The organism is Pseudomonas matsuisoli (assembly GCF_014647635.1).
Lineage (GTDB): Bacteria > Pseudomonadota > Gammaproteobacteria > Pseudomonadales > Pseudomonadaceae > Pseudomonas_P > Pseudomonas_P matsuisoli.
In genome coordinates this window covers 159,681-183,090 of record NZ_BMPO01000007.1, presented here as the reverse complement: position 1 = coordinate 183,090, position 23,410 = coordinate 159,681, and the positions used below count along the sequence as shown (strand labels likewise).

At 60.9% G+C, this 23,410-nt stretch carries 9 protein-coding genes (1 of these 9 running past the window's edge); 7 read left to right on the top strand and 2 right to left on the bottom strand.

What is annotated here, in order from left to right:
* Positions 1-114: 114 nt before the first annotated feature.
* The 7 genes from pilG to IEY47_RS15350 all read left to right on the top strand — a co-directional run bounded on the left by pilG (position 115) and on the right by IEY47_RS15350 (position 12,165).
* Positions 115-522 (top strand): twitching motility response regulator PilG, encoded by a 408-nt coding sequence (pilG, locus tag IEY47_RS15380; protein ID WP_188984222.1) that lies wholly within the window; start codon positions 115-117, stop codon positions 520-522.
* 43 nt (positions 523-565) lie between these two features.
* The gene (gene pilH, locus IEY47_RS15375) at positions 566-931 is read left to right on the top strand and encodes a twitching motility response regulator PilH (protein ID WP_188984220.1); all 366 of its coding nucleotides are present in this window, start codon (positions 566-568) and stop codon (positions 929-931) included.
* 31 nt (positions 932-962) lie between these two features.
* A complete protein-coding gene (locus tag IEY47_RS15370; RefSeq protein ID WP_188984218.1) occupies positions 963-1,502 on the top strand; it encodes a chemotaxis protein CheW in 540 nt (179 codons plus the stop codon).
* A 114-nt stretch (positions 1,503-1,616) separates the two neighbouring features.
* Positions 1,617-3,659: a methyl-accepting chemotaxis protein gene (locus IEY47_RS15365; RefSeq protein ID WP_188984216.1), complete on the top strand. Its 2,043-nt coding sequence runs from the start codon at positions 1,617-1,619 to the stop codon at positions 3,657-3,659.
* A 210-nt stretch (positions 3,660-3,869) separates the two neighbouring features.
* Positions 3,870-10,667, top strand: a complete 6,798-nt coding sequence (locus tag IEY47_RS15360) for an Hpt domain-containing protein (RefSeq protein ID WP_188984214.1) — start codon at positions 3,870-3,872, stop codon at positions 10,665-10,667.
* A 2-nt stretch (positions 10,668-10,669) separates the two neighbouring features.
* Positions 10,670-11,704 (top strand): chemotaxis protein CheB, encoded by a 1,035-nt coding sequence (locus IEY47_RS15355; RefSeq protein ID WP_188984212.1) that lies wholly within the window; start codon positions 10,670-10,672, stop codon positions 11,702-11,704.
* The gene (locus IEY47_RS15350) at positions 11,701-12,165 is read left to right on the top strand and encodes a chemotaxis protein CheW (RefSeq protein ID WP_188984210.1); all 465 of its coding nucleotides are present in this window, start codon (positions 11,701-11,703) and stop codon (positions 12,163-12,165) included. The genes IEY47_RS15355 and IEY47_RS15350 overlap by 4 nt, the downstream gene beginning before the upstream one ends.
* 242 nt (positions 12,166-12,407) lie before the next feature.
* On the opposite strand, the gene IEY47_RS15345 is transcribed toward IEY47_RS15350, so the two are convergent.
* Entirely contained in the window at positions 12,408-12,746 is a 339-nt protein-coding gene (locus tag IEY47_RS15345) for a tryptophan synthase subunit beta (RefSeq protein WP_188984208.1), read from the bottom strand.
* A gap of 54 nt (positions 12,747-12,800) precedes the next feature.
* Positions 12,801-23,410, bottom strand: partial view of a VCBS domain-containing protein gene (locus IEY47_RS15340; protein WP_188984206.1) — the end only. The gene runs 21,775 nt beyond the window's last position; 10,610 of the gene's 32,385 nt are visible here — the last part of the coding sequence; its start codon lies off the right edge, out of view — the gene reads right to left on this strand; the stop codon is at positions 12,801-12,803.

Sequence of the window (23,410 nt, the reverse complement as noted above, 5' to 3'; positions counted from 1 at the left end):
AGGCGGCAGGTGTATGCTAAAAGAATTCGCCCCAGTGTGCGGCGAGCGGCGGAAAAATTCCGGGTTGCCTGATATAAGGCGTTGCTGGATCCATCGAGGCGTTAAGTAAGCGAAATGGAACAACATTCCGAAGGCTTGAAGGTAATGGTGATCGATGATTCGAAGACGATTCGCCGCACGGCCGAAACCCTGCTGAAGAAAGTGGGTTGCGACGTGATTACGGCAGTCGATGGCTTCGATGCCTTGGCTAAGATTGCCGATAACCGACCGAACATCATTTTCGTCGACATCATGATGCCGCGCCTCGATGGTTACCAGACTTGCGCGCTCATCAAGAACAACAACGCGTTCCGTTCGACGCCCGTCATCATGCTGTCATCCAAGGACGGTCTGTTCGACAAGGCAAAGGGACGTATCGTCGGATCTGACCAATACCTGACCAAGCCGTTCAGCAAGGAAGAATTACTAGGCGCTATCAAGACGCATGTGCCGAGCTTCGTCCCCGTAGAACGGGCTTCCTGATTTTTTGGCGTTTGCCATTTTTGCTTATCGTATGGGGACACACATGGCTCGAATTCTTATCGTTGACGATTCGCCAACGGAAATGTTCAAACTCAGCGCGATGCTGGAGAAGAACGGTTACCAAGTTATCAAAGCCGAAAATGGTGCCGACGGCGTGGCCCTGGCTCGCCAGGAGAAGCCGGATGCCGTTTTGATGGACATCGTCATGCCTGGGCTGAACGGCTTTCAAGCGACGCGGCAACTGACGAAAGACAGCGAAACCAGCAGCATTCCGGTGGTCATCGTCACTACCAAGGATCAGGAAACCGACAAGGTCTGGGGCAAGCGCCAGGGCGCGCGTGACTATCTGACCAAGCCGATTGATGAAAGCACGCTCGTCAGTACGCTCAAGGCCGTACTGGCCGGCTGATCGGTAATTCCAAGGGACGGATCGAAAAGGCATGGCCGATTCACAACATTCGCCGTTTGCAATGCTGGTCGACATCGATCGACGCTGTCGCGAACTCGCCGCGAATCTTCCTGCTCAGCAAGAATCCGTACGCACCTGGAGTGGTATCGGGTTTCGCTTGGGCGGATTGCTGCTCGTGGCGCCCATGGGGGAGGTGGGAGAAATCCTTCACGAACCTGGGCTGACAGCTTTACCCGGCGTCAAGCCTTGGGTGAAAGGCGTGGCCAACGTGCGGGGTCGGTTGCTACCGGTTCTCGATCTCTGTGGCTATTTCGGAATCGACTCGAACAATCCGCTCAAGCAAAGACGCGTACTGGTCGTCGAGCGCGGCGAAGTGTTCGTAGGGTTGATCGTGGATGAGGTGTTCGGGATGCAACATTTTCCGATTACCGACTACTCAGAGCATGTCCAGTCGATAGCGCCGGAGTTTCGGCCATTCGTGCATGGGCAATTCCAACGCAAGGACTCCTGGCTTCTGTTCAGTCCGCATTCTTTAGCGACGAATCAGAGCTTCCTGGCGGTGGCAGTCTAGAAGGCAGTGGTGCAGGTCTGCACAGTGGCAGGTTTGATGGGGCGGGTCGGTGCAGCCGATCCAGACGAAGCATAGATGGAAAGCAATGCTGTAGGTCCAGGCGGGGGCCAATAAATGAAGAACTTTGAGAAAGGTAGTCCATTCGGCGGCGTGCAGAGCAGCACTCTGATCGGTGTGTCATTCGTGGTGCTGGTTCTGGCTATCGTTTTGCTGTTTGCCAACTTCACCTATCTCAACCGGCTTTCGGCGAACGACGCCGAATACATCGGTCAGGCTGGAGAGCTGCGGGTTTTGTCCCAGTCCATCGCGAAAAACGCCACGGAAGCGGCGGCCGGTACACCGGAGGCATTCGCGCTGCTCACCACTGCACGTAACGAGTTCGCCCGCCGCTGGGATGCGCTGGTGAAGGGGGATCCGACGACAGGTCTGCCTGCCGCACCAGCCGAGGTGCAAAACGAAATGTCCGCCGTGCAGGCGAGCTGGGACAGCTTGCGCAATGACACCGACGCGATCATCTCCAGTGAGCAGACCGTCCTTTCGCTCCACCAGGTGGCGGAAACGTTGTCTGAGACCGTTCCTCAGCTCCAAAGTGAGTATGAAGAAGTGGTCAACCTTCTGCTGCAGAGCAACGCACCGGCGTCACTGGTCAGCGTAGCCCAGCGCCAGTCGTTGCTCGCCGAGCGGGTACTTGGCGCTGTGAACTCCGTATTGGCCGGCGGCCAGGACGCGGTCCGCGCTGCGGATACGTTCGGACGTGAGGCAAACCGTTTTGGCCAGGTCCTGCGGGCAATGCTCGAAGGCAGCCCAGACATACCGCGCGTGACGAACCCCGAGGCGATCGGTCGACTACGGGATATCTCCGAGCTGTTCGAATTCGTATCCGGCTCGGTAGACGAGATCATCGAGACGTCTCCAGAGTTGTTCCAGGTACGTGCAGGTGCAGAAAGCAGCTTTACCGTATCGCAGAAGCTTCTAGACGATCTTTCGGCGCTGACGACGGGCTTCGAGGCCCTTGATCAGAACCGTTCGCTGAATACCTTGCTGGGCTACCTGCTGGGCGCGCTGATTCTGATCTCCATCGTGATCATCGGTGTGACCATCACTCGCGAAGCCAACCGCCGGCTGGCCGAAACTGCCGAAAAGAACGACCGTAACCAGGCTGCTATTCTTCGTTTGCTCGATGAAATTGCTGACCTGGCAGATGGTGACCTGACGGTGGCGGCAACCGTAACCGAAGACTTCACCGGCGCAATCGCGGACTCGATCAACTACTCGATCGACCAGTTGCGCGAACTTGTGGAAACCATCAACCAGACCGCGGTTCAGGTGGCCTCGGCCGCTCAGGAAACGCAGTCGACCGCCATGCATCTCGCCGAAGCCTCTGAGCACCAGGCGCAGGAAATCGCAGGTGCATCTGCCGCGATCAACGAGATGGCGATCTCGATCGACCAGGTATCGGCCAACGCCTCCGAGTCGACGGCGGTAGCGGAACGTTCGGTAGCCATTGCCAACAAAGGCAATGAGGTGGTTCACAACACCATCACGGGCATGGATAACATTCGCGAGCAGATTCAGGATACGTCCAAGCGAATCAAGCGTCTGGGTGAGTCGTCCCAGGAAATCGGTGACATCGTAAGCCTCATCGACGATATCGCCGACCAGACCAACATCCTTGCCTTGAACGCTGCGATCCAAGCTTCGATGGCCGGTGATGCGGGCCGCGGCTTTGCTGTCGTCGCCGACGAAGTCCAGCGACTTGCAGAGCGTTCATCCGGAGCGACCAAACAGATCGAGGCGCTGGTCAAGGCAATTCAGAGCGATACCAACGAAGCGGTCATCTCCATGGAGCAAACGACTTCGGAAGTAGTACGCGGTGCGCATCTCGCCCAGGACGCCGGTATTGCTCTGGAGGAGATCGAACGGGTATCCAAGACGCTCGCGGATCTTATCCAGAACATTTCCAACGCGGCTCGTCAGCAGGCCTCCTCCGCCGGCCAGATTTCCAACACCATGAACGTCATCCAGGAAATTACCTCGCAGACATCGGCAGGTACGACCGCCACCGCACGCAACATCGGTGACCTGGCGAAGATGGCGACCGATATGCGCCGTTCGGTGTCGGGGTTCACATTGCCGGACGCGCATACCAACGCGTGATGCAACCGCCGGTTCTAGGACCGGCGATTCGCTCCAAACGTAGGCAGGCCGCGAGCAACCGAGCGGCACTGCACCGATAGGCATCGAGCGTAGCCTTAGCCGGCCGCGCTATCGATGAATTGCCAGCTAGGTTCCAAAGCCCGTCTGAGTTGCCTATGGCAAAGACTGGGCTTTTCATCTGGCAGGGACAGCACTTTGATTGGAGTCGGTATGGGTGATCGGCACGATTATGTCGCCCTAGAGTGGGTAAAGGGCGAGATTGGCGAAACCCTCAAGCAGGCCCGGCAGGCCATTGAGGCATTCGTCGAGAACCCGCATGAGCCGGTTCCGCTCTATCTATGCCGTGATTATGTGCATCAGGTGCATGGCACCTTGCAGATGGTGGAGTTTTACGGCGCGGCCTTGCTCGCCGAAGAAATGGAGCAGCTTACCGAGGCGTTGGTCGACGGCCGCGTGAGTAGTCAGCGCGAGGCGCTGGAAACGCTTATGCAAGCGGTACTGCAACTGCCGTCCTATCTTGATCGCGTACAAGAAGCTCGGCGTGATCTGCCCGTGATCGTGCTGCCTTTGCTCAATGATTTGCGCACGGCACGCGGGGAAAACCTGCTATCCGAAACCACGCTGTTCGCTCCGGATCTATCCAGCATTCAGGAACAGGATGTCGAAAGCCGTAGCTTCCCGGTCAACGAAGAGCTGCTGACGCATCTGCGCAAGTTTCGCCAGATGCTGCAAGTCGCCCTTGCAGGGGTTATTCGCAATCAAGATACCGCGCAGAACCTGAGCTATATGGCGAAGGTATTCGAGCGGTTGGAGCGGCTTTGCCACGATATGCCAATCGCTGCCCTCTGGGGAGCTGCGCTCGCGGTCGTAGAAGGCTTGCAGAATGGCGGTATCGCGAACGGCGCATCTGTTCGTAATTTGCTGCGGCAAGTTGATAAGGAGTTCAAAAGCCTATTGGCCGAGAGCATTGGTCTCGGCCGAACGGCGCCTGAAGAGCTGATCAAGAACCTGCTCTTCTACGTCGCCAAGGCTGACGTCGACTCGCCCTACATTCAGCTGCAAAAGCAGAAATACCGTTTGGCCGAAGCCTTGCCGGAGGCGCCGTCCACGGTCGCTGCGCAGCCGCGTCTAGTCGGCCCTGATCGCGACGCGATGCGTTCGGCCGTAACCGCCCTGTGCGAGGAATTGGTTCGCGTAAAGGACAGCTTCGACCTCTACGTACGAAGTGAGCAAAGAGATCCCTCGTCGCTCGAAGCCCTGCTCATCCCCGTCAAGCAGATCGCCGACACCTTGGCGATGCTCGGCATGGGGCCGCTGCGCAAGGCCATTCTCGAACAGTACGAGCAACTGCAGCTCATTGCCCACGGTGAATCCCTGGCCGACGATGCTCGACTGATGGAGATCGCAGGTGCGTTGCTCTTTGTCGAAGCCAGCCTGGCCGATACGGCGGCGCCAAAGGAAGGTGCTCGCGAGGAGAGCGATCTACTCCCGAGTACCAATGTTGCCCAGATTCACCAGGTTGTTGTCAGAGAAGCGCGTAAGGGCCTCGAGCAGGCCAAAGACTCGATGATCGAGTTCATCGTTTCGCAGTGGGATCACGATCATTTGCGTCCAGTGCCCGATCTGTTGAATCAGGTCCGTGGCGGTCTGGCCATGATCCCGCTGGAGCGCGCGGCCACGCTTCTCGACGCGTGCAGTCGCTACATCCTCGAGCAGATGTTGGCGCACGCCGCCATTCCTGATTGGCAAAATCTGGATACGCTGGCGGACGCCATCACCAGTATCGAGTACTACCTCGAGCGGCTTGCCGAGGATCCGGAAAGCGAAGGCAACGCGATACTGGATGTCGCCCAGGACCGTTTGCAAACCCTAGGCTATTTTCCGGTCGAATCTGCCGTTCTTGCCGATGCAGCACCGTTGGCGGAACCCGTGCAGGAAGTGGAGCTTCTTGCCGCCGAGGCCGAAGCACTGGCGCCCGAGCTCGAACCTTCGGACGCTCCGGCCGACGACGCCGAAGCGGCTGCCCCTGATGAGTCTGGGCAACCCTACTTGGCAGATGACCTTCAGATGCCACCGGAAGCGCCTGAGCAAGGCCTGCTCGACGAACTCGATGCGTTCGATGCCGAATTGCCTGACGCGGTCGAAGATGATTGGGCGTTGGTTGAAGACGACGATCTGTCGGAGCTCAGCTTCCCAGATGAGATGGCGGAGGAAGAAGAACCCGCAACGGATCTGGCGAGTGTGATGGCCGGCAGTGTGCCGCCCATCAATCCGCCAGCACTGGAGGTACCGCCTACGCTGTTGCCGCCTCCTGCTGATGAAGAACCCGTCGACGAAGAACTTCAGGAAGTATTCGTCGAAGAGGCGGGAGAAGTCATCGAGGCGCTTCAAGAGCATCTGCCTATTTGGCACGCAGAACCGGGTGACCGTCATTCGTTGACCGAAATTCGACGTGCTTTCCATACCCTGAAGGGCAGTGGGCGGATGGTTCGTGCTCTGGTGCTCGGAGAGCTGGCCTGGTCGGTCGAAAACCTTCTAAACCGAGTGCTCGACGGCACGCGTGCTGCGGATGCGTCCGTTCTACGCGCAGTGGATGAAGTCGTGCTGCTGATTCCGTCGCTGGTCGACGAATATGCCTCGCATGCGCAGCGGCAGCGGAACGACGTGGATATTCTGGCAGCCAACGCGCATGCATTGGCGCTGGGGAAATCGGAGCTGTTGGATGCGAGAAGCGCTTCCAATACCGCCACCACGGCGGCGCCTGCGATTTCTCCGGAAGAAGCCGAAGAGCCGCTGGATCCGCAACTGTTGGAGGTATTCCGCAACGAGGCCGAAGCCCATTTGCAGAGCCTTGCTGTCTATCTTGAAGCCTGTTCTGAACAGCTGCCGCAGCCTATCACCGACGATTTGCAGCGTGCGTTGCATACGCTCAAGGGCAGCGCGTCGATGGCGGGTATTCAGCCAATAGCGGACATCGCCGCGCCGCTTGAGCGGATGGCCAAGGAATACAAGATCAATCAGGTGTCGATGGATCTCATCGAGGCCGATCTGCTCGCCGAGGCATTGGGCCTGTTCACGCTTGGGCTCGAGCAACTGGATATCTCTCCGCTACAGCCCGTTATGGGTGCTGATGACTTCAGCCGACGTGTGGCGGAGCAGCAACACGAACGCCTGGGGACCGGTTCGGCAACGACCGAGCCGGAGCGCGTGGCGTCCAACAGCCAAATGCTGCTGCCCCTGCTTTCGGATGGCATGGATCATCTGCTCGCAGCGGAGGATCTCTTGGGTGCATGGCGGAAAACGCCGGAAGACCGTCGCGAAATCGATCGGCTCGTCAACGCACTGGACGAATTGGAGCAGGGCGCGCGGCAGGCTGGACTGCCGCAAGTCGACGAACTCGCTACGGCGCTGGAGACGGTCTATCGCGCGGTAGGTGATGGAACACTGGCCACCAGCGAGCGCTTCTTCACGGAAGCGGGCCTTGCACATGACGCGCTGGTTGGCATGATCGATCAAGCCGCTGCCGGACTCGACGTGCAGGCACGCCCGGAGCGGGTAGCCGCACTCAATGGCTTGTTGGGCACAGCAGGCGATTCAGCGGCCGAGGCGCTGGAGTCGTTCGATCAAGAAGACGACGTTCCGTTCGCAGCCGACCCCGAATCTGAAACCTTAGCACTGACGGAAGATCCGCTACCTGTCGAAGCGGATGCTGATGCCAACACCCTGTTCGCCGAGGCGATGCCGCCTCTCGAACCGTCCGCATTCCCACGTATTTCCATCGAGGAGGAAATGGTTTCCATCTTCCTCGACGAGGCCGTGGATATCCTCGAGAGTGCCAATCAATCGCTCGAACGCTGGCTAGCAGATGCGTCCAACACATCGGCTCTTAATGCCCTGCAGCGCGACCTGCACACCCTCAAGGGCGGGGCTCGCATGGCGGACGTCGAACCGATAAGCCGGCTTGCGCATGAGCTGGAAGGCCTCTACGAGGGGCTGCTGGACGGACGCTATCACCACGTCGAGTCGCTTGGTCAATTGTTGGAAGATTGCCACGATCATCTGTCTCTACAGCTTGACCAATTACAGGGTGACCATCCGCTAGCTGATCCTGATTCGCTCATCGAGCACATTCTTACGGTACGCCAGTTGGCGTCCGAAACCGATGTGCCTGGCGTCCGCGCCGAATTGCCGGTCGAGGGTGCGGAAGCGTCCGAGGAACAGTTGCTGAACGGATTCGTCGACGAAGCGCGCGACCTGGTGGATGGGCTGTCGCTGCGGTTGCAGCAGTGGCTGGGGGATACCGAGAACCGCGACCTGCTGGTCGCCCAGCAGCGCGACTTGCATACCCTCAAAGGCGGTGCACGTCTCGCCAACGTCCGACCGATTGCCGAGCTGGCCCATGAACTAGAGTCGATCTACAGCGACGTTGGCGCCGCGCGTTCGACCGCCTCGCCCGCGCTGTTCGAACTATTGCACCGTTGCCACGACTGCCTCGTTGACATGCTGGATGCATGCGTCAACACGTCCGAGTGGCCGGCGTACCTTGCGGTCTTCGACGCGATTCGGGATTTCCGTTCGCGCCCGGTGACCTTGCCTGTGTTCCGCAGCCCTGCCGCTACGGATGTGGCGCCGGCCTGGGACGAAGAGAGCGACGAAGAGATCCTCGACATCTTCTTGGAAGAAGGCGACGACCTGCTCGAGGAAATGGACGCCGCGATCGCGCGGTGGGAATCCGACCGAAGCGCAACTGAGCCGGTCGAGGAAATCCTCCGCGTTCTGCATACCTTGAAGGGCGGTGCGCGCCTTGCTGGCCTGACCCGACTGGGAGACCTTGCTCATTCGCTCGAGCAGTCCTTTGCCGAAGGCGATATCCAGCCTGGTCCGATGCTCGACAACAGCGTGCTCAAGATGCAGGAAGGCTATGAGCAGCTGGCCGTCGAATTGCGGCAGCTGCGCGAGCGTCTGGCGCAGGATGAAGCGCCAGCGATTGACGTCGCATCCGAGCCTCTTCTCGAAGACAAACCGTTACTGACTGCCGCGGTCGAGCCTGCGCCCGCGCAGGACGCCGATGTGGTGTTGCCGTTCATGCAACGGGCGACCGAAGTCGCGCAGGAGTTGGCTTCACGACGCACGTCGCGGGAAACGGTGAAGGTGCCCGCCGATTTGTTGGAGGGGCTGGTCAACCTGGCGGGCGAGACGTCGATCTTCCGTGGACGCGTCGAACAGCAAGTCAGCGACTTCGCGTTTACGCTGGGCGAAATGGACGCCACGATCGAGCGAGTGCGTGACCAGTTGCGTCGTTTGGATACCGAGACCCAGGCGCAAATTCTCAGCCGCTACCAGGCCGAAAGCGAGCGTGCGGGTTACGAAGACTTCGATCCGCTCGAAATGGACCGTTATTCGCAGCTCCAGCAGCTGTCGCGGTCGCTTTTCGAGTCGGCGTCCGACTTGCTGGACCTCAAGGAAACACTGGCCACGCGTAATCGCGATGCCGTGACGCTGCTGCAGCAGCAGGCATGGGTCAATACCGAACTGCAGGAAGGGCTGATGCGTACGCGCATGGTGCCCTTCGAACGGATGGTGCCGAGGCTGCGTCGTATCGTCAGGCAGGTGTCCGCCGAGCTGAACAAGCAGGTCGAATTCTCCATCGGCAACGCCGAGGGCGAACTTGACCGTACGGTGCTGGAGCGCATGGTGGCTCCGCTGGAGCACATGCTGCGCAATGCCGTGGACCACGGCTTGGAACCTCAAGAAGCACGGATTGCGGCGGGCAAAGACGCGGTAGGACAGATCCGGCTGACCTTGGCCCGAGAGGGCGGCGACATCCTCATCACGCTCAGCGACGACGGTCGGGGCATTCCGCTGGATGCCGTCCGGCGCAAAGCGATCGAACGTGGCTTGATCGATGAAGGCTCGACGCTGAGCGATCAGGAATTGCTGCAATTCATCCTCGAATCCGGTTTCTCGACCGCCGACAAGGTCACGCAGATTTCGGGGCGTGGCGTTGGTATGGACGTGGTGCATTCGGAGGTGAAGCAGCTCGGTGGATCGATGAGTATCGATTCGGTTGCTGGTCAGGGCACACGATTCCTGATTCGCTTGCCATTCACGGTATCGGTCAACCGTGCCCTGATGGTGCGGTCGGGCGACGATACCTACGCCGTACCTCTCAACACCGTGGAAGGTATCGTTCGTATCTCGCCCTATGAGCTCGAAGCGCTCTACGGCATGGAGTCGCCGAAGTACGCATACGCCGGTCAGGAATATGAGCTGACGTATCTGGGGGATCTGCTGGAAAACGGGCAGCACCCCAAACTCGTGGGGCAGAGCCTGCCGTTACCGGTCATCCTCGTACGTTCGAGCGAACACACGGTGGCCGTTCAGGTCGATGCACTCGCCGGCTCACGGGAAATCGTGGTGAAAAGCCTTGGGCCGCAATTTGCTTCGGTCGCTGGCTTGTCCGGCGCGACCATTCTGGGTGATGGGCGGGTCGTTGTGATTCTCGACCTGCTGGCAACCATCCGCGCCCGCTATACGCGTGCACTGCCCCAGGCGCGCCATGGCTTGCTGTCGCCACGGCAAAGCGATGCCGTGGACCGACCGACCCTGGTCATGGTCGTCGACGATTCCATTACGGTGCGCAAGGTGACCGGTCGTTTGATCGAACGTAACGGCATGCATGTCATTACGGCGAAAGACGGGGTCGACGCCATCACGCAGCTTCAGGAACGCAAGCCCGACATCATGTTGCTGGATATCGAGATGCCCCGTATGGATGGCTTCGAGGTGGCTACGCTGGTCCGCCATGACTCTCGCTTGAAAGACCTACCGATCATCATGATCACATCACGTACAGGTGAAAAACACCGCGAGCGTGCTTTGGCCATTGGTGTAAATGAGTACCTGGGTAAGCCCTACCAGGAGAGCACGCTTCTAGCCAGCATTCGTAGCCTGGTCGGAAGCCATCCAAGCGCGCATCCGCTGAAAGATCACCCTACGGAATCGTGAACATGAAGGAACAATCCATGGCGCGTGTCGCAATTCTGGCCGACACGTCCCTGCAGCGCGGTGCATTGCAGCAAGCCTTGACCAGTAACGGCTATCAGGTGGTGCTGAACAGCAGCCCCTCGAGATTGGATGAGGAAACGTTGGCGGACAGCAGTGTCGATCTTTGGCTGGTGGACCTTGCGCTCGCCGAAGATTCCCCGCTGATCGACGCGCTTCTCCAGCAGGCTGACGCACCGGTCCTGTATGGGGAGGGGCAGGCGCCGGAGCGTCATTCGGAACAATACCCGATATGGGAGAAGCGGCTGTTCGGCAAGCTCAAGAAGCTCATTGGCGATGCGAGTCAGGCTGTAGCGCCGAGCTTGGAAGTTCTGGTCAACGAAGGTCACCGCCCCGAGCGACTTCCGCTTCCCGTCGAGCTTGCAGCGATGCCCCTGCAAGCGGGCGAGCCGGCGAACGAGGTCTGGTTGCTGGCGGGATCGCTTGGCGGGCCGCAGGCGGTCAAAACCTTTCTCGATGCTTTGCCCGGCGGTCTGCCCGTTGGTTTCATCTATGCCCAGCACATGCAACCTGGCCATGAGGCAGAATTGGCGGAAGCAATCGCGCGCCATAGCCAATGGCCGGTAAAACAGGCGAGCGACGGTGAGCCGATTCGATGCGGGGAGGTGACGATCGTTCCGGTCGCGCAGGGCATGTACTTCCACGATGACGGTCGAATTCGCCTGTCCGCGGCAGGTTGGCAGGATCCCTACAATCCGTCCATTGACCAGACCGTGCTCAACCTCGTGCAGCATTTTGGCGGCAAGACAGGTGTCATCCTGTTCAGCGGTACCGGCTGCGACGGTAGCGCGTCGCTTCCCTACGCGCGCCGCAAAGATGCGCAAATATGGGCGCAGCGCGGGGAAACGTGCCTTTGCCCTGCGCTGCCTGACAGCGCGCGGGCCACCGGCCAAGTCGCCTTCAGTGGAGAGCCTCGTGAGCTTGCCGAAGCCTTCATGGCTCATTTGGTTGATCGATTCGGAAAACAGGAGGCTTCATGAGCCAAACCACTCGCGCCTTGCCTGCCAACCTGATGACCTTGCTGATGCCGCTGGCCGATCGAACCTTGATCCTCCCGCAGGTGTCGATGGCCGAGTTGGTGTCCTACCATCCGACGCGGGGCGCGGTCAGTGGTCCCGATTGGTACCTTGGGCAGGTCGAATGGCGCGACTTGCGTCTGCCGCTCCTATCGTTCGAGGCGGCCAGCGGCTCGAAACCCGTGATACACGACCGCTGCCGGGTCGCGGTGATCAACGCGCTAGGCGAGCGGGAACATGTGAAGTTTCTGGCCGTATTGCTGCAAGGCATCCCGAGGTCGATACGCGTCGAGCAGAACCTTGAATCGGCAGATGTTCCTCTGGAGCCACTGGAATTGGGTGCTGCGAAAATTGGCGGCGAGGTCGTGAAGGTCCCGGATCTGGCCGCGCTCGAGCAATTGCTCGAGGATGAGGGATTGATCTAGGGGCGTTTTGTCGCGGTCGCGAGCGAAACGTCAACAGGCCCTAGACGCGGCTGGAAAGAGACCCGCGCTCCTGCGCATGCGCCCTGGTTCAGCGTTGCCCGCCAGGCCTGATCGCCCATGAGCTGATCGCAGCCCGATGGGCTCCTACAGGATCGAGCTTGAGCGGTAAAGCGGGTAAAACCCGCTTGAAGACGCCCTGACAGCCCAAGCGCCGCGTGTTGCACCCGCCTACGAGCGCGGGGTTAAAAAAAACCTCGCTCGTCGTCGTTGATTAAGCGATGGATCCCGCCCAGATTTTCCCGCGCCTGACGGCGGTTGAGCAGCTTGGTCTGCGCGGCGGGTGGCAGATCGGTGATCATGATGACGCCTTTGCTGATCAACGTCTGAATCAAGTCCTCCAAGACCCGAACCATCTCCAAGTCACTGGATTTCAATTTCTCCAGGCTCGACTCCGCACTCCGGCTGGCTTGCCAGGTGGCGACTTCCTGGGAGTCGGACGCCAGTATCTCGGTCATGCCATCGAACGGTAATGCTTCGACGCGTGCCAAGTGGCCTGCGCTATCACGCTCAACGTAGAACATGGTTTGCCCCTTTATCGCTAAACGCCCGCCACCGGTTGGTGGCGGGGCACAGGTTCAATGGTCGGTTTTGATGACGTTCTGATCGATCAGCTTATGGATGATGTCCGAAGAGGTCGAACCGTAGGTGGTCAGATCGACGTCCTTCAACACGATAGAGGCGTCCGAGCTTGTCGCGATGTTGCCCGTCGTGCTGATCTTGATCGTCGACGTCCCGCCCGAAGTCTCTACTTTCAAGTAGTTGTCGATGGTGGAATCCTTCTCGCCTATAAGCAAATCACGTAGATCCAGCGTGTCACCCTCGCTGACCTTGAAGTCCGTGATGGTGTCCTTACCAACGTCGCCTTTCAGATAAAGGAACGTATCGCGTCCCGCGCCGCCTGTCAGGGTGTCATCGCCCAGACCGCCGCGCAGGATATCGTCACCCTCGCCGCCGTTGAGGATGTCGTTACCCTTGCCTCCCCAAAGCACGTCGTCGCCTTTACCGCCGTTAAGCGTGGTAGCGGTGTCGTTGGCGATGAGGGTGTCGTTGCCGACAGTTCCAGTCAGTGTCTGACCGTACTGGAAGTTGACGGATACATCCGCATTGTCGGTATCGCCGCCGCTGTCCTTGAGCGTGTAGCTTCCAGTGCCCGTACCTGCGTAATCAATACTCATCGACAGCGTATAGCTCTGATTGCTGTTCGTGTTGTTGCCAACCTTCACGAGATAGTCAGAGTCGGTGTTAGCGGTAATCGTGCCTCCGTCCGCTAGTGAGGTATAGCTGCTGCCGCCTGCTTTCATATAGCTAAGATTGATGTTGCTATTGCCGTCATATAGCGACAGCGTTTCTCCAGCTTTGAGGCGGATCGTGATGGTGTCGGTTGCGAACGTTCCTGATCCTGCCGCGGCAATGGTTCCAATAACATTCAGTGCGGCGGTATCGGTTCCTGCAACTGTAGAAAGATCGCTTCGATTGACGGTGAAAGCAGCGGTGTTTGCGTATGTTTTAGATGGAACAGTAGTCGCGTGAGCGAAATCATTGAAATTGTTCCATCCAGCTGTATTTACCGTTATCGCACCAGTACTGATAGTCCGGCCGTCTTTCGCAATGTCGTTGGCCATCAGCACGTCCGCCGACAGGGTCAGACTGGTCGATGACGTACTCGCGATGTTGGTGATGATGCGATCGTCCACCGCGGCGCTCAGGCCACTCACCACGTTGAAGTTCAACGTGTTGCTCGCCGTGTCCCCGTCGACGTCGCTGAGCGTATAGGTGAACTTGTCGGTGCCGAAGCTATTGGCCTTGGAGGTGTACTTGTAGGTGCCGTCGTCCATATCCATGACGAAGGTACTGCCAAGCTTCGACGTTACCGTCAGCGTGTGGTCGGCGCTGTTATAGAAGTAATTGCTTCCGGCCGTGCCAGACGAGGCAGTCAGAGCGCCCGTTGTCGCGTTATACGTGTAGGTAACACCATCGATGACGATCGACTTCACGTAGCCACCGTCGCCGCCGAAGGACGATGTACCGGTAGCGCTGCCCGCGATGATGCTGTCCTGATAAAGCGGCATCGTGATGGTGCCTGCGACGACTTGAGACAAGTTGTTCAGATCCGTCACGACGACCGCGTCGATGTCCGTCCCTGTACGCCCGTCATAGGCAACTGGATTCAGATACGTTTGGCTTACATCTGTGCCCAAGCCAAGCGCTACGGAGTCGATCTTGTTCGCGCTCAGGAATTTGATCCAATCCGCTTCTTCGCTCGCATCGATTCCGTCGCCCAAGCTAACGTCGGTCGCCGTGCCCGAGTTGAACACGTTCTTGCCATTGACCGCGTTGTTCACGGTTGGATAGAGGCTGGACAGTGTTGGCGAGCCGTCGGAGAAGAAGTACGAGACGTTTTGTACATCGCCAGTTAGTTTGCCTGATGCGTTCCAGGCGAGCTGGGCGTTGCTCAGTGCGTAGTCGTAGTTCGTACCGCCGGTAGCCGTCAGGTTGTTAATGACCGTCAGTGCATCGGTGACACTCATCCAGGTGTACTTGGCACTGCTGTCGAGTTTGTCCGAGAAGGAAGCGACGGCGACCTTCACGGTCCCGATGTCGTCGTAGCTGTTGAGCATCTCGCGGATCGCTTTCTGCATGACTTGCATGCGTGTGAGCTCCACGCCGTTCGCATATACGCCGCTGCCTTCGGCCATTGAACCCGAGGTGTCCAGAATGAGCAGTACGTTGGTCCCAATCGCCCCCTGTTCCATTTTCACCGTAGCCGAATTCGCTACGGGTGAGTCGTCCTCAATGGATACGGTCACCGTAGTGTTGGTGGTGAGCTTACCGTCGCTGACGGTGACCCCGAGATTGAGCGAGACGACATCTTCGACGCCCGCCACGGGGTGGTCTAGACCTTTCGACAGCGTCACCGTGTAGGTGCCGTTGCTTCCGATTGAGGCACGGATGACCTCGACACCGTTGGCGGTGCCAATCAGTGTGCTCGTCCCGGAACCCGACCAAGTCACGGTCGCGCCGCCTGAAGTCAACGTGTTCGTTGGCGCCGTCAGCGTGTAGGACAAGGTGTCGCCATCCACATCGGTCGCAACAATCTTGCCTGTCGCGGTGGGCGAGTTGGTAGTGTCGTTGGTACTGGTGCTGCCCACCGTGTCCGTGTTGCCGCCAGCGAGGCCTTCTTCAGAAACGGCGACCGCCAGCGTCGAGCTGCCGGTATTGATCACCGGCGCGTCGTTCACCGCATACACCGTGACCGGAATGGTCACGCTGGTGCTGGCCGTGCTGCCGTTGCTCCCCTCGGTGGAGGTGGCGGTGGCAATCAGGTTGAAGGTGCCGTTGTAGTCCAGCTTGGTGGTCAGCGTCAGCTTGCTCTGGTTCCAGCCTGTCACATCCACGCTGGTGTTACCCGTCGTGGCTGTGAGCGTATTGGTACCATCAGTAATCGTGGTGCCGACCGGAATGCTGTTGATGGTGACCTTCAGGCTTTCCGAACCATCGGTATCTGTCAGCGCTGCGACCACTTTCGACAGGCGGATAGGCGTGTCTTCATCGCCAGAGTTCATACCGTAGACGGCGTAGTAGCCGTTGCCCTGGCCATCGCTGCCCAACAGGGTGGACGAACGATTCACCTGTGCCGAATCCACTTCGCTGATGTTCTGGATGATGTTGAAGTTGGTGCTGTTGAACGCCGTGGCCGTACTGCCGTTCACGCTCAGGTTCAGCGCGTAGTTACCCGCGCCGGCCTGGTTGTGGTGGTACAGGTCGAAGGTGTAGTAGCCCGTCGTGGTCGGGGTATAGGTCGTGCCGCGGATCGCACCGCTTGTGGTTGCCCAGGTGCCTTCCGCGGCAACTGTGCCACCGATCAGTACACGAACGCTGTCATCGCCCGTGCCGCTGAAGGTGTATGTCTTGCCCGCTTCCAGATACAGGTAGCCCGACAGGTGTGTGCCGGTACCTGCAGCCACGTTGCCGTTGTTGGCAGCGGTGGTGGTGCCGGTGCTCGCGGGTGTCGCTGCATCGATCGCCGCCTGCATCGTCGCCGGGTTGGCGCCGTTGCCGTTGGTGCCGAGCGTGGTGATCGAGAACGTCTCGAGCAGCAGCTTCGAACTGGTGACACCGTTGCCACTCAGGCCGATGGTCGGTGCATCCGCCACGGCCGCCACGCTGATGGTCGCGGTCGCAGGGGTCGCGTCCTTGCCACCATTGTTGTCGGTCGAGGCGTACTGCAGTGAGGACGTTCCGGCCCAGTTGGTGTTCGGCTTGAAGTAGACCGTCGCCGCGTTGTTGGTGGCGTTGATCACTGCATTCGCCGACAGTACGGTGGTTCCGGCCGCGTCGGCGTAGAAGGTCCCGTTGGCGCCGAGGCTGGTCAGCGTGAAGCTGCTCACCGTGCCATCCGGGTCGCTGCCACTGAGGTTGACGGCGATCATCGTGTCTTCGTTGCCGGTGACACGAACATCGTTCGTTTCCGGCAGTTCGTTGGTCCCGACGATGGTGACCGAAATGACCTTGGTCGTACCGTCGATGGCGCTGACGGTAAAGCTCTCGACCTTGGTCTCGCCCTGCTTGAGATACTGCACGGCATTGTTGGAGACGTTGTAGCTCCAGGCGCCGTTGGCGTTCATGGTCAGCGTGCCGAGGGTACCGGCGGCGGGCACGACGGTCGTGGAGAACATACCGGCTTCACCGGCATCCACATCGGTGGACGTCAGCGTGCCAGACGCGACCAAGGTGCCGGCGCTGGTGACGCCCGTGTCCTCGGTCACGCTACCGCTGGCCGTGCCGCTGATCACCGCCGCGTCGTTGGTGCCCACGATCGTTACGGTAATGGTCTTGGTCGCGGTGCCGTCGACACTGGTCACGTTAAAGGTGTCGGTGACCTGCTGGCCCGCCTTCAACGCCTGTACGTTGCTTGCCGCATTGTTGAGGTTGTAGGTCCACACGCCGGCGCTCGTCACCGAGAAGGTGCCGTAGGTGCCGGTGACGTTCGACTGTGCGGTAACGGCGGCTTCGCCTGTATCCGCGTCCGTGACGATCAGGTTGCCAGTGGTGCTGAGCTTGGTGTCTTCCGTGACCGTTCCACTTACCGTCCCGCTGATGCTGGCGACATCGTTGGTTCCGGTGATGGTGATGGTCAATGCGCCGGTATCGGTCAACTGACCGTCGGAGACGGTATAAGTGAAGACGTCCTTCGCGGTCACGCCCTGCGGCAACGCCTTGGTGGCGTCGTTGGCGACGTAGGTGTAGGTGCCGTTGGCGTTGAGCGTCAGCGTCCCATAGGTGCCGATCAGCGAGGACCCGACACTGCCGGTGGTGGTGCCTGTCGTCGCGCTTTCGGCGCCGGTACGGATGCCGACCACCGTCAGGGTGTCGCCTTCAACATCGGTGTCATTGGCCAGCACGCCATTGGCTGCGTTGCTCACGTTGAGCGTAGCCTGCTGCGTTACGGCGCCGATGTCGTCACGGGCCACGGGTGCGTCGTTTACTGCAGCGACGTTGATAGCGCCGGAGGCGACCGTGCTCACCTGGCCGGCATTGTCGGTGGCGGTGTACTTGAAGGACGTGCTGCCGTTCCAGTCCTGGTTGGGCTTGAAGTAGATCGTCGCGCCATTGTTGCTGGCCGTGATCACCGAGCTGGTGGTCAGCGCCTGCGTACCGGCGGCATCGCTGTAGAAGGTGCCGTTGGCCGCGAGGGACGTCAGCTTGAAGCTGGTAACGGTGCCGTCCACATCGGTGCCCGACAGGTTCACGGCGATCACCGTGTCTTCGTTGCCGTTGACCGTCAGTGCCGAGGCGACCGGCGCATCGTTCACCGCCGTGACGTACAGCGTCACGGTCGCGGTGTCGTAGCCACCCTTGCCGTCGGTGATGGTGTACTGGAACGACGCCGGGCCGTTGTAGTTGGCGTCAGGCGTGAAGATGACATAGCCATCCTTCAGCACTGCCGTGCCGTGGCCACCACTGATGTTGGTGACGCTGGTCACGGTCAGCGTATCGCCGTCGATGTCCACGTCGTTCTTCAGCAGGTCGCTTGCCTTGATCGAAAGCGGTGCGTCCTCGACCGTGCTAAGCGTCTGCGTCAGCGTATAGGCGCTGAGCGGCTGGAAAGCGCCACTGCCGAACTGCAGGGTCGGCTGGAAGATCGCCTCACCACCCTGATCCCAGTAGAGGATCTCGATGGTGTGGGTACCGCTGGTGTCGATGGTGAACGTTTCGTTCTTCGTCGCCGGGCTCTGGATGGCATCTACCGCCGCGACCTGCTTGCCGTCGATGAGGATCTGGTAGCCGTCGTCTGCGCGAACGCTGAACGTGTAGGTGCCGGCCTGCAGCTGGATCTGCCCCGTCATGTGGACGATGGCGTCACTGCCGCTCTTCTGCGTCGTGCTGTTCAGGCTTGCTGCATCGCTGCCCAGGAAGGTCGCGAGTTTGCCGGGCGTACCGAGGTTGCCGCTGATGTAGGTGTAGCTCGGGTTGCTGGCGATGAAGGTGGAATCTGGCTGGCCCTTGAGCGCCATGAACGCCCGTACCTGGGCGATGGTGGTCAGGTTTGCACCATCCAGGCTGCTGCCTTCGTTGTAGGCGAAGTACTCGGCGCGCAGGCCGGACAACGTGGTCGCGGCGTTCAGGTAGCTGTCGTCGATGGCATCCGGCGCATCGTTGACCGGTGCGACATTGATAGTGCCGGTGGCCGCCGCGCCCGTCGCGCCTTTGTTATCCGTCGCGGTGTACTGGAAGCTGGTACTGCCGTTCCAGTCCTGCGTCGGCTTGAAGTACACGGTCGCGCCATTGCCTGTCGCGGCAATGGCCGTGCTGTTGGTGATGACCTGCGTACCGGCGGCATCGCTGTAGAAGGTACCGTTGGCGACAGAGGTCAGCTTGAAGCTGGCCACGGTACCGTCCACGTCGCTGCCACTTAGGCGTACGGCGATGAGGGTGTCTTCGTCGCCGCTTGCCGACGTCGCGTTGGTGACTGGCGCGTCGTTGGTGCCGCTGACGGTCACGGTGATGACCTGGCGGGTGCCGTCCACACTGCTCACAGTGAACTGCTCGACCTTGCTGTCGCCGCTGCTCAGGTACTGCACCTTGGCGTTGTCGACGGTGTAGGTCCAGGTGCCGTTGGCCGCGATGGTCAACGAACCGAGTGTCGTCCCCACGGGCATGCCGGTGCCTGCGGCGAACGCCGCTTGGCCAACGTCCGCATCGCTGATGGTCAGCGTGCCGCTGCTGACGAGCGTGTTTGCTGCCGTCGGGTTCAGGTCTTCGGTCACGCCGCCCGTGCTGGTGCCACTGATCACGGCAGCATCGTTGGTGCCATTGATCGTGACGGTGATGGTCTGCGTGGCGGTGCCATCGGCGGACTTGACGGTGTAGGTCTCGACGCGGCTGTCGTTGGCGCCGAGGTACTGCACCTTGGCGTTATCGACGGTGTACGTCCAGGCGCCGCCCGCCGTGATGGACAGGGTGCCGAGTGCGGTCGCGACGTTGTTGGTCACGCCACTGGCGCCAGTGTAGGTGACGCTGCCGGTGTTGAAGACGTTCTCGCCGGTATCGACGTCGGTGACGGTCAGGTTGCCGCTGGTGACGAGGCTGTTCGAAGCGTTGACGGCAGTGTCCTCGGTGACACTGCCGACTGCGGTACCGCTGATGCTGGCGTTGTCGTTGGCACCGGTGACGGTGACGTCGATGACCTTCGAAGCGGTGCCGTCGGTGCTGGTGACGGTCAGGGTGTCATGCACGGTCTGGCCGGCGGTGAGCGCTTGCGTCACGCCACGGCTGTTGTCCAGCGCGTAGGTCCATGCACCGGTGCCCGTGTTGAACGTGAACGTACCGTAGGTGCCGGCGAGGCTGGCAGGCGTCTGGAAGCCCGCCTGCCCTGCATCCACGTCGGTCACGGTCAGGGTGCCATTGGCAGTCGGCGTACCCGAGGTGCCGTTGTTGATGCCGCCAGCCTCGGTGACCGCGCCAGTGGCGGTACCGCTGATGGTGGCATTGTCATTGCTGCCGTTGACCGTGACGTCGATGACCTTGGTGGCGGTGCCGTCGGTGCTGGTCACTGTCAGCGTGTCGTGCACGGTCTGGCCAGCGTTGAGGGCCTGGGTCGCGCTGCGGCTATTGTCGAGCGTGTAGGTCCAGGCGCCGCTGGTGGCGTTGAACGTGAACGTGCCATAGGTGCCGGCGAGGCTGGCTGGTGTCTGGAAGCCAGCTTGGCCCGCATCCACGTCGGTCACGGTCAGGGTGCCATTCGCCGTTGGCGTCCCGGCGGTGCCGTTGTTGATGCCACCAGCTTCGGTGACAGTCCCGGTGGCGGTACCGCCGATAGTGGCGTTGTCGTTCGCGCCGTTGACGGTGACGTCGATGATCTGCGTGGCCGTACCGTCGGTGCTGGTAACGGTCAGCGTGTCGTGCATGACATCGCCGGCTTTGAGTGCCTGGGTGGCGGTGCGCGCGTTATCGAGCGCATAGCTCCAGGTGCCCGTCGTGGCGTTGAAGGTGAAGGTCCCGTAGGTGCCGTTGAGGCTGGTCGGCGTCTGGAAGCCCGATTGGCCGCTGTCCACGTCGGTCACCGTGAGCGTGCCCGAGGCATTCGGGGTGCCGGCGGTGGCGTTGTCGACACCGCCCGCTTCGGTGACGGTACCCGTGGCCGTGCCGGTGATGCTGGCATTGTCGTTGGCGCCGTTGACCGTGACGTCGATGACCTGCGTGGCGGTGCCGTCGGCACTGGTCACACTCAACGTGTCGTGCACGACCTGACCCGCTGTCAGGGCCTGGGTGACGGTGCGGCTGTTATCCAGCGTATAGGTCCAGGCGCCCGTGCCTGCGTTGAACGTGAACGTGCCGTAGGTGCCGTTCAGGCTGGCGCTGGCCGGTGCCTGGAAGGTCGCCTGGCCGGCGTCGACGTCGGAGACGGTCAGGGTGCCGTTGGCGGTTGGTGACCCGGCGGTGCCGTTGTTGATACCGCCCGCTTCCGTGACGGAACCGGCAGCGGTGCCGCTGATGGTGGCGTTGTCGTTGCTGCCTGTGACCGAGACATCGATGACTTTCGATGCCGTGCCATCGACGCTGGCGACGGTCAGGGTGTCGTGCACCACCTGATTGGCGTTGAGGGCTTGGGTCGCGCTGCGGCTGTTGTCGAGCGTGTAGGTCCAGGCGCCGCTGGTGGCGTTGAAGGTGAACGTACCGTAGGTGCCGTTCAGGCTGGCTGGCGTCTGGAATGCGGCTTGGCCGGCGTCCACATCGGTGATCGTCAGCGCCCCGGATGCCGTTGGCGAACCGGCCGTACCGTTATTGATGCCACCGGCCTCGGTGACAGCACCGGTCGCGGTACCACCGATGCTGGCGTTGTCATTGCTGCCGTTGACCGTCACGTCGATGAGACGCGTGGTGCCGCCGTCGGCGCTGGTGACGGTCAGGGTGTCGTGCACCGTCTGGCCGGCATTGAGGGCCTGGGTCGCGCTGCGGCTGTTGTCGAGCGTGTAGGTCCAGGCACCGGTGCCGGAATTGAAGGTGAACGTACCGTAGGTGCCGTTCAGGCTGCCGCTGGCAGGCGCCTGGAAGGTCGACTGGCCAACGTCGGCGTCGCTGACGGTCAGTGTGCCAGAGGCGGTCGGCGTGCCGGCCGTGGCGTTGTCGGCGCCGCCGGCTTCGGTCACGGTGCCGGCCGCATTGCCGCTGATGGTGGCGACGTCATTGGTGCCATTGACGGTAACGGTGATGGTCTGCGTGGCCGTGCCGTCCGCCGATTTGACGGTGTAGGTCTCGGTGCGGGTCTGGCCGGCACCGAGGTATTGCACCGCATCATTGCTGACGGTGTAGGTCCAGGTGCCGCTCGCAGTGATGGACAGTGTGCCGAGCGCAGTGGCGACACCGTTGGTGGTGCCGCTGGCGCCGGTGAAGGTGACGCTGCCGGTGTTGAACACGTTCTCGCCGGTATCGACGTCGGTGACGGTGAGGCTACCGGTGGTGACCAGATTGTTCGCCGCGTTGACGTTGCTGTCTTCGGTGAGCGTACCGATGGCGGTGCCGCTGATACTGGCGTTGTCGTTGCTGCCGTTGACGAGGATGTCGATCACCTTCGTGGCGGTGCCGTCGGCACTGGTCACGGTCAGCGTATCGTGCGCTGTCTGGTTGGCATTGAGCCCCTGGGTCGCAGCTCGGGTGTTGTCGAGCTTATAGGTCCAGGCGCCGGTGCCGGCATTGAAGGTGAAGGTACCGTAGGTGCCGTTCAGGCTGGCTGAGGCCGGGGCCTGGAAGGCCGCTTCACCGGTATCGACGTCGCTTACGGTCAGGGTGCCCGACGCATCCGGCGTACCGGTCGTGGCGTTGTTGACGCCGCCCGCTTCGGTAACCGTACCGGACGCCGTACCGCCGATGGTTGCATTGTCGTTGGCGCCGTTGACGGTGACATCGATCACTTTCGAGGCAGTGCCGTCGGTGCTGCTGACGGTCAGGGTGTCGTGCACGACATCGCCGGCCTTGAGGGCCTGGGTCACGCTGCGGCTGTTATCCAGCGTGTAAGTCCAGGCGCCACTGGTGGCGTTGAACGTGAACGTACCGTAGGTGCCGTTGAGGCTAGCGGCCGCAGGCGACTGGAAGCTTGCCTGGCCGGCGTCGACGTCGCTGATGGTCAGCGTGCCATTGGCGGTCGGTGTACCCGCCGTGCCGTTGTTGATGCCACCGGCTTCGGTGACGCTGCCCGTCGCGGTGCCCGCGATCGTCGCATTGTCGTTGCTGCCATTGACGGTGACATCGATGACCTGCGAAGCCGTGCCGTCCGCACTGGTCACGGTCAGCCGGTCATGGACGGCTTCGCCCGCGTTGAGGGCTTGTGTGGCAGTGCGGCTGTTGTCGAGCGTGTAGGTCCAGGCACCGGTCGTTGTGTTGAACGTGAAGGTACCGTAGGTGCCAGTGAGCGTACCCGCGGCTGGCGCCTGGAAGGTCGCCTGGCCTGCGTCGACATCGCTGACGGTCAGGGTGCCGTTCGCGGTTGGTGTCCCGGCGGTGCCGTTATTGATGCCGCCCGCTTCGGTCACGTTGCCCGTAGCGGTGCCCGCGATCGTCGCGTTGTCGTTGCTGCCGTTGACGGTCACGTCGATGACTTGTGTCGCGGTGCCATCGGCACTGGTAACTGTCAGCGTGTCGTGCGCCGTCTGGTTCGCATTGAGCGCCTGGGTAGCCGTGCGGCTGT

Bases quoted from the DNA above. Each gene is read 5' to 3' on its own strand.
- pilH (WP_188984220.1), top strand. From the start codon at position 566: ATGGCTCGAATTCTTATCGTTGACGATTCGCCAACGGAAATGTTCAAA.
- IEY47_RS15345 (WP_188984208.1), bottom strand. From the start codon at position 12,746: ATGTTCTACGTTGAGCGTGATAGCGCAGGCCACTTGGCACGCGTCGAA.
- IEY47_RS15360 (WP_188984214.1), top strand. From the start codon at position 3,870: ATGGGTGATCGGCACGATTATGTCGCCCTAGAGTGGGTAAAGGGCGAG.
- IEY47_RS15365 (WP_188984216.1), top strand. From the start codon at position 1,617: ATGAAGAACTTTGAGAAAGGTAGTCCATTCGGCGGCGTGCAGAGCAGC.
- IEY47_RS15350 (WP_188984210.1), top strand. From the start codon at position 11,701: ATGAGCCAAACCACTCGCGCCTTGCCTGCCAACCTGATGACCTTGCTG.
- IEY47_RS15355 (WP_188984212.1), top strand. From the start codon at position 10,670: ATGAAGGAACAATCCATGGCGCGTGTCGCAATTCTGGCCGACACGTCC.
- pilG (WP_188984222.1), top strand. From the start codon at position 115: ATGGAACAACATTCCGAAGGCTTGAAGGTAATGGTGATCGATGATTCG.
- IEY47_RS15370 (WP_188984218.1), top strand. From the start codon at position 963: ATGGCCGATTCACAACATTCGCCGTTTGCAATGCTGGTCGACATCGAT.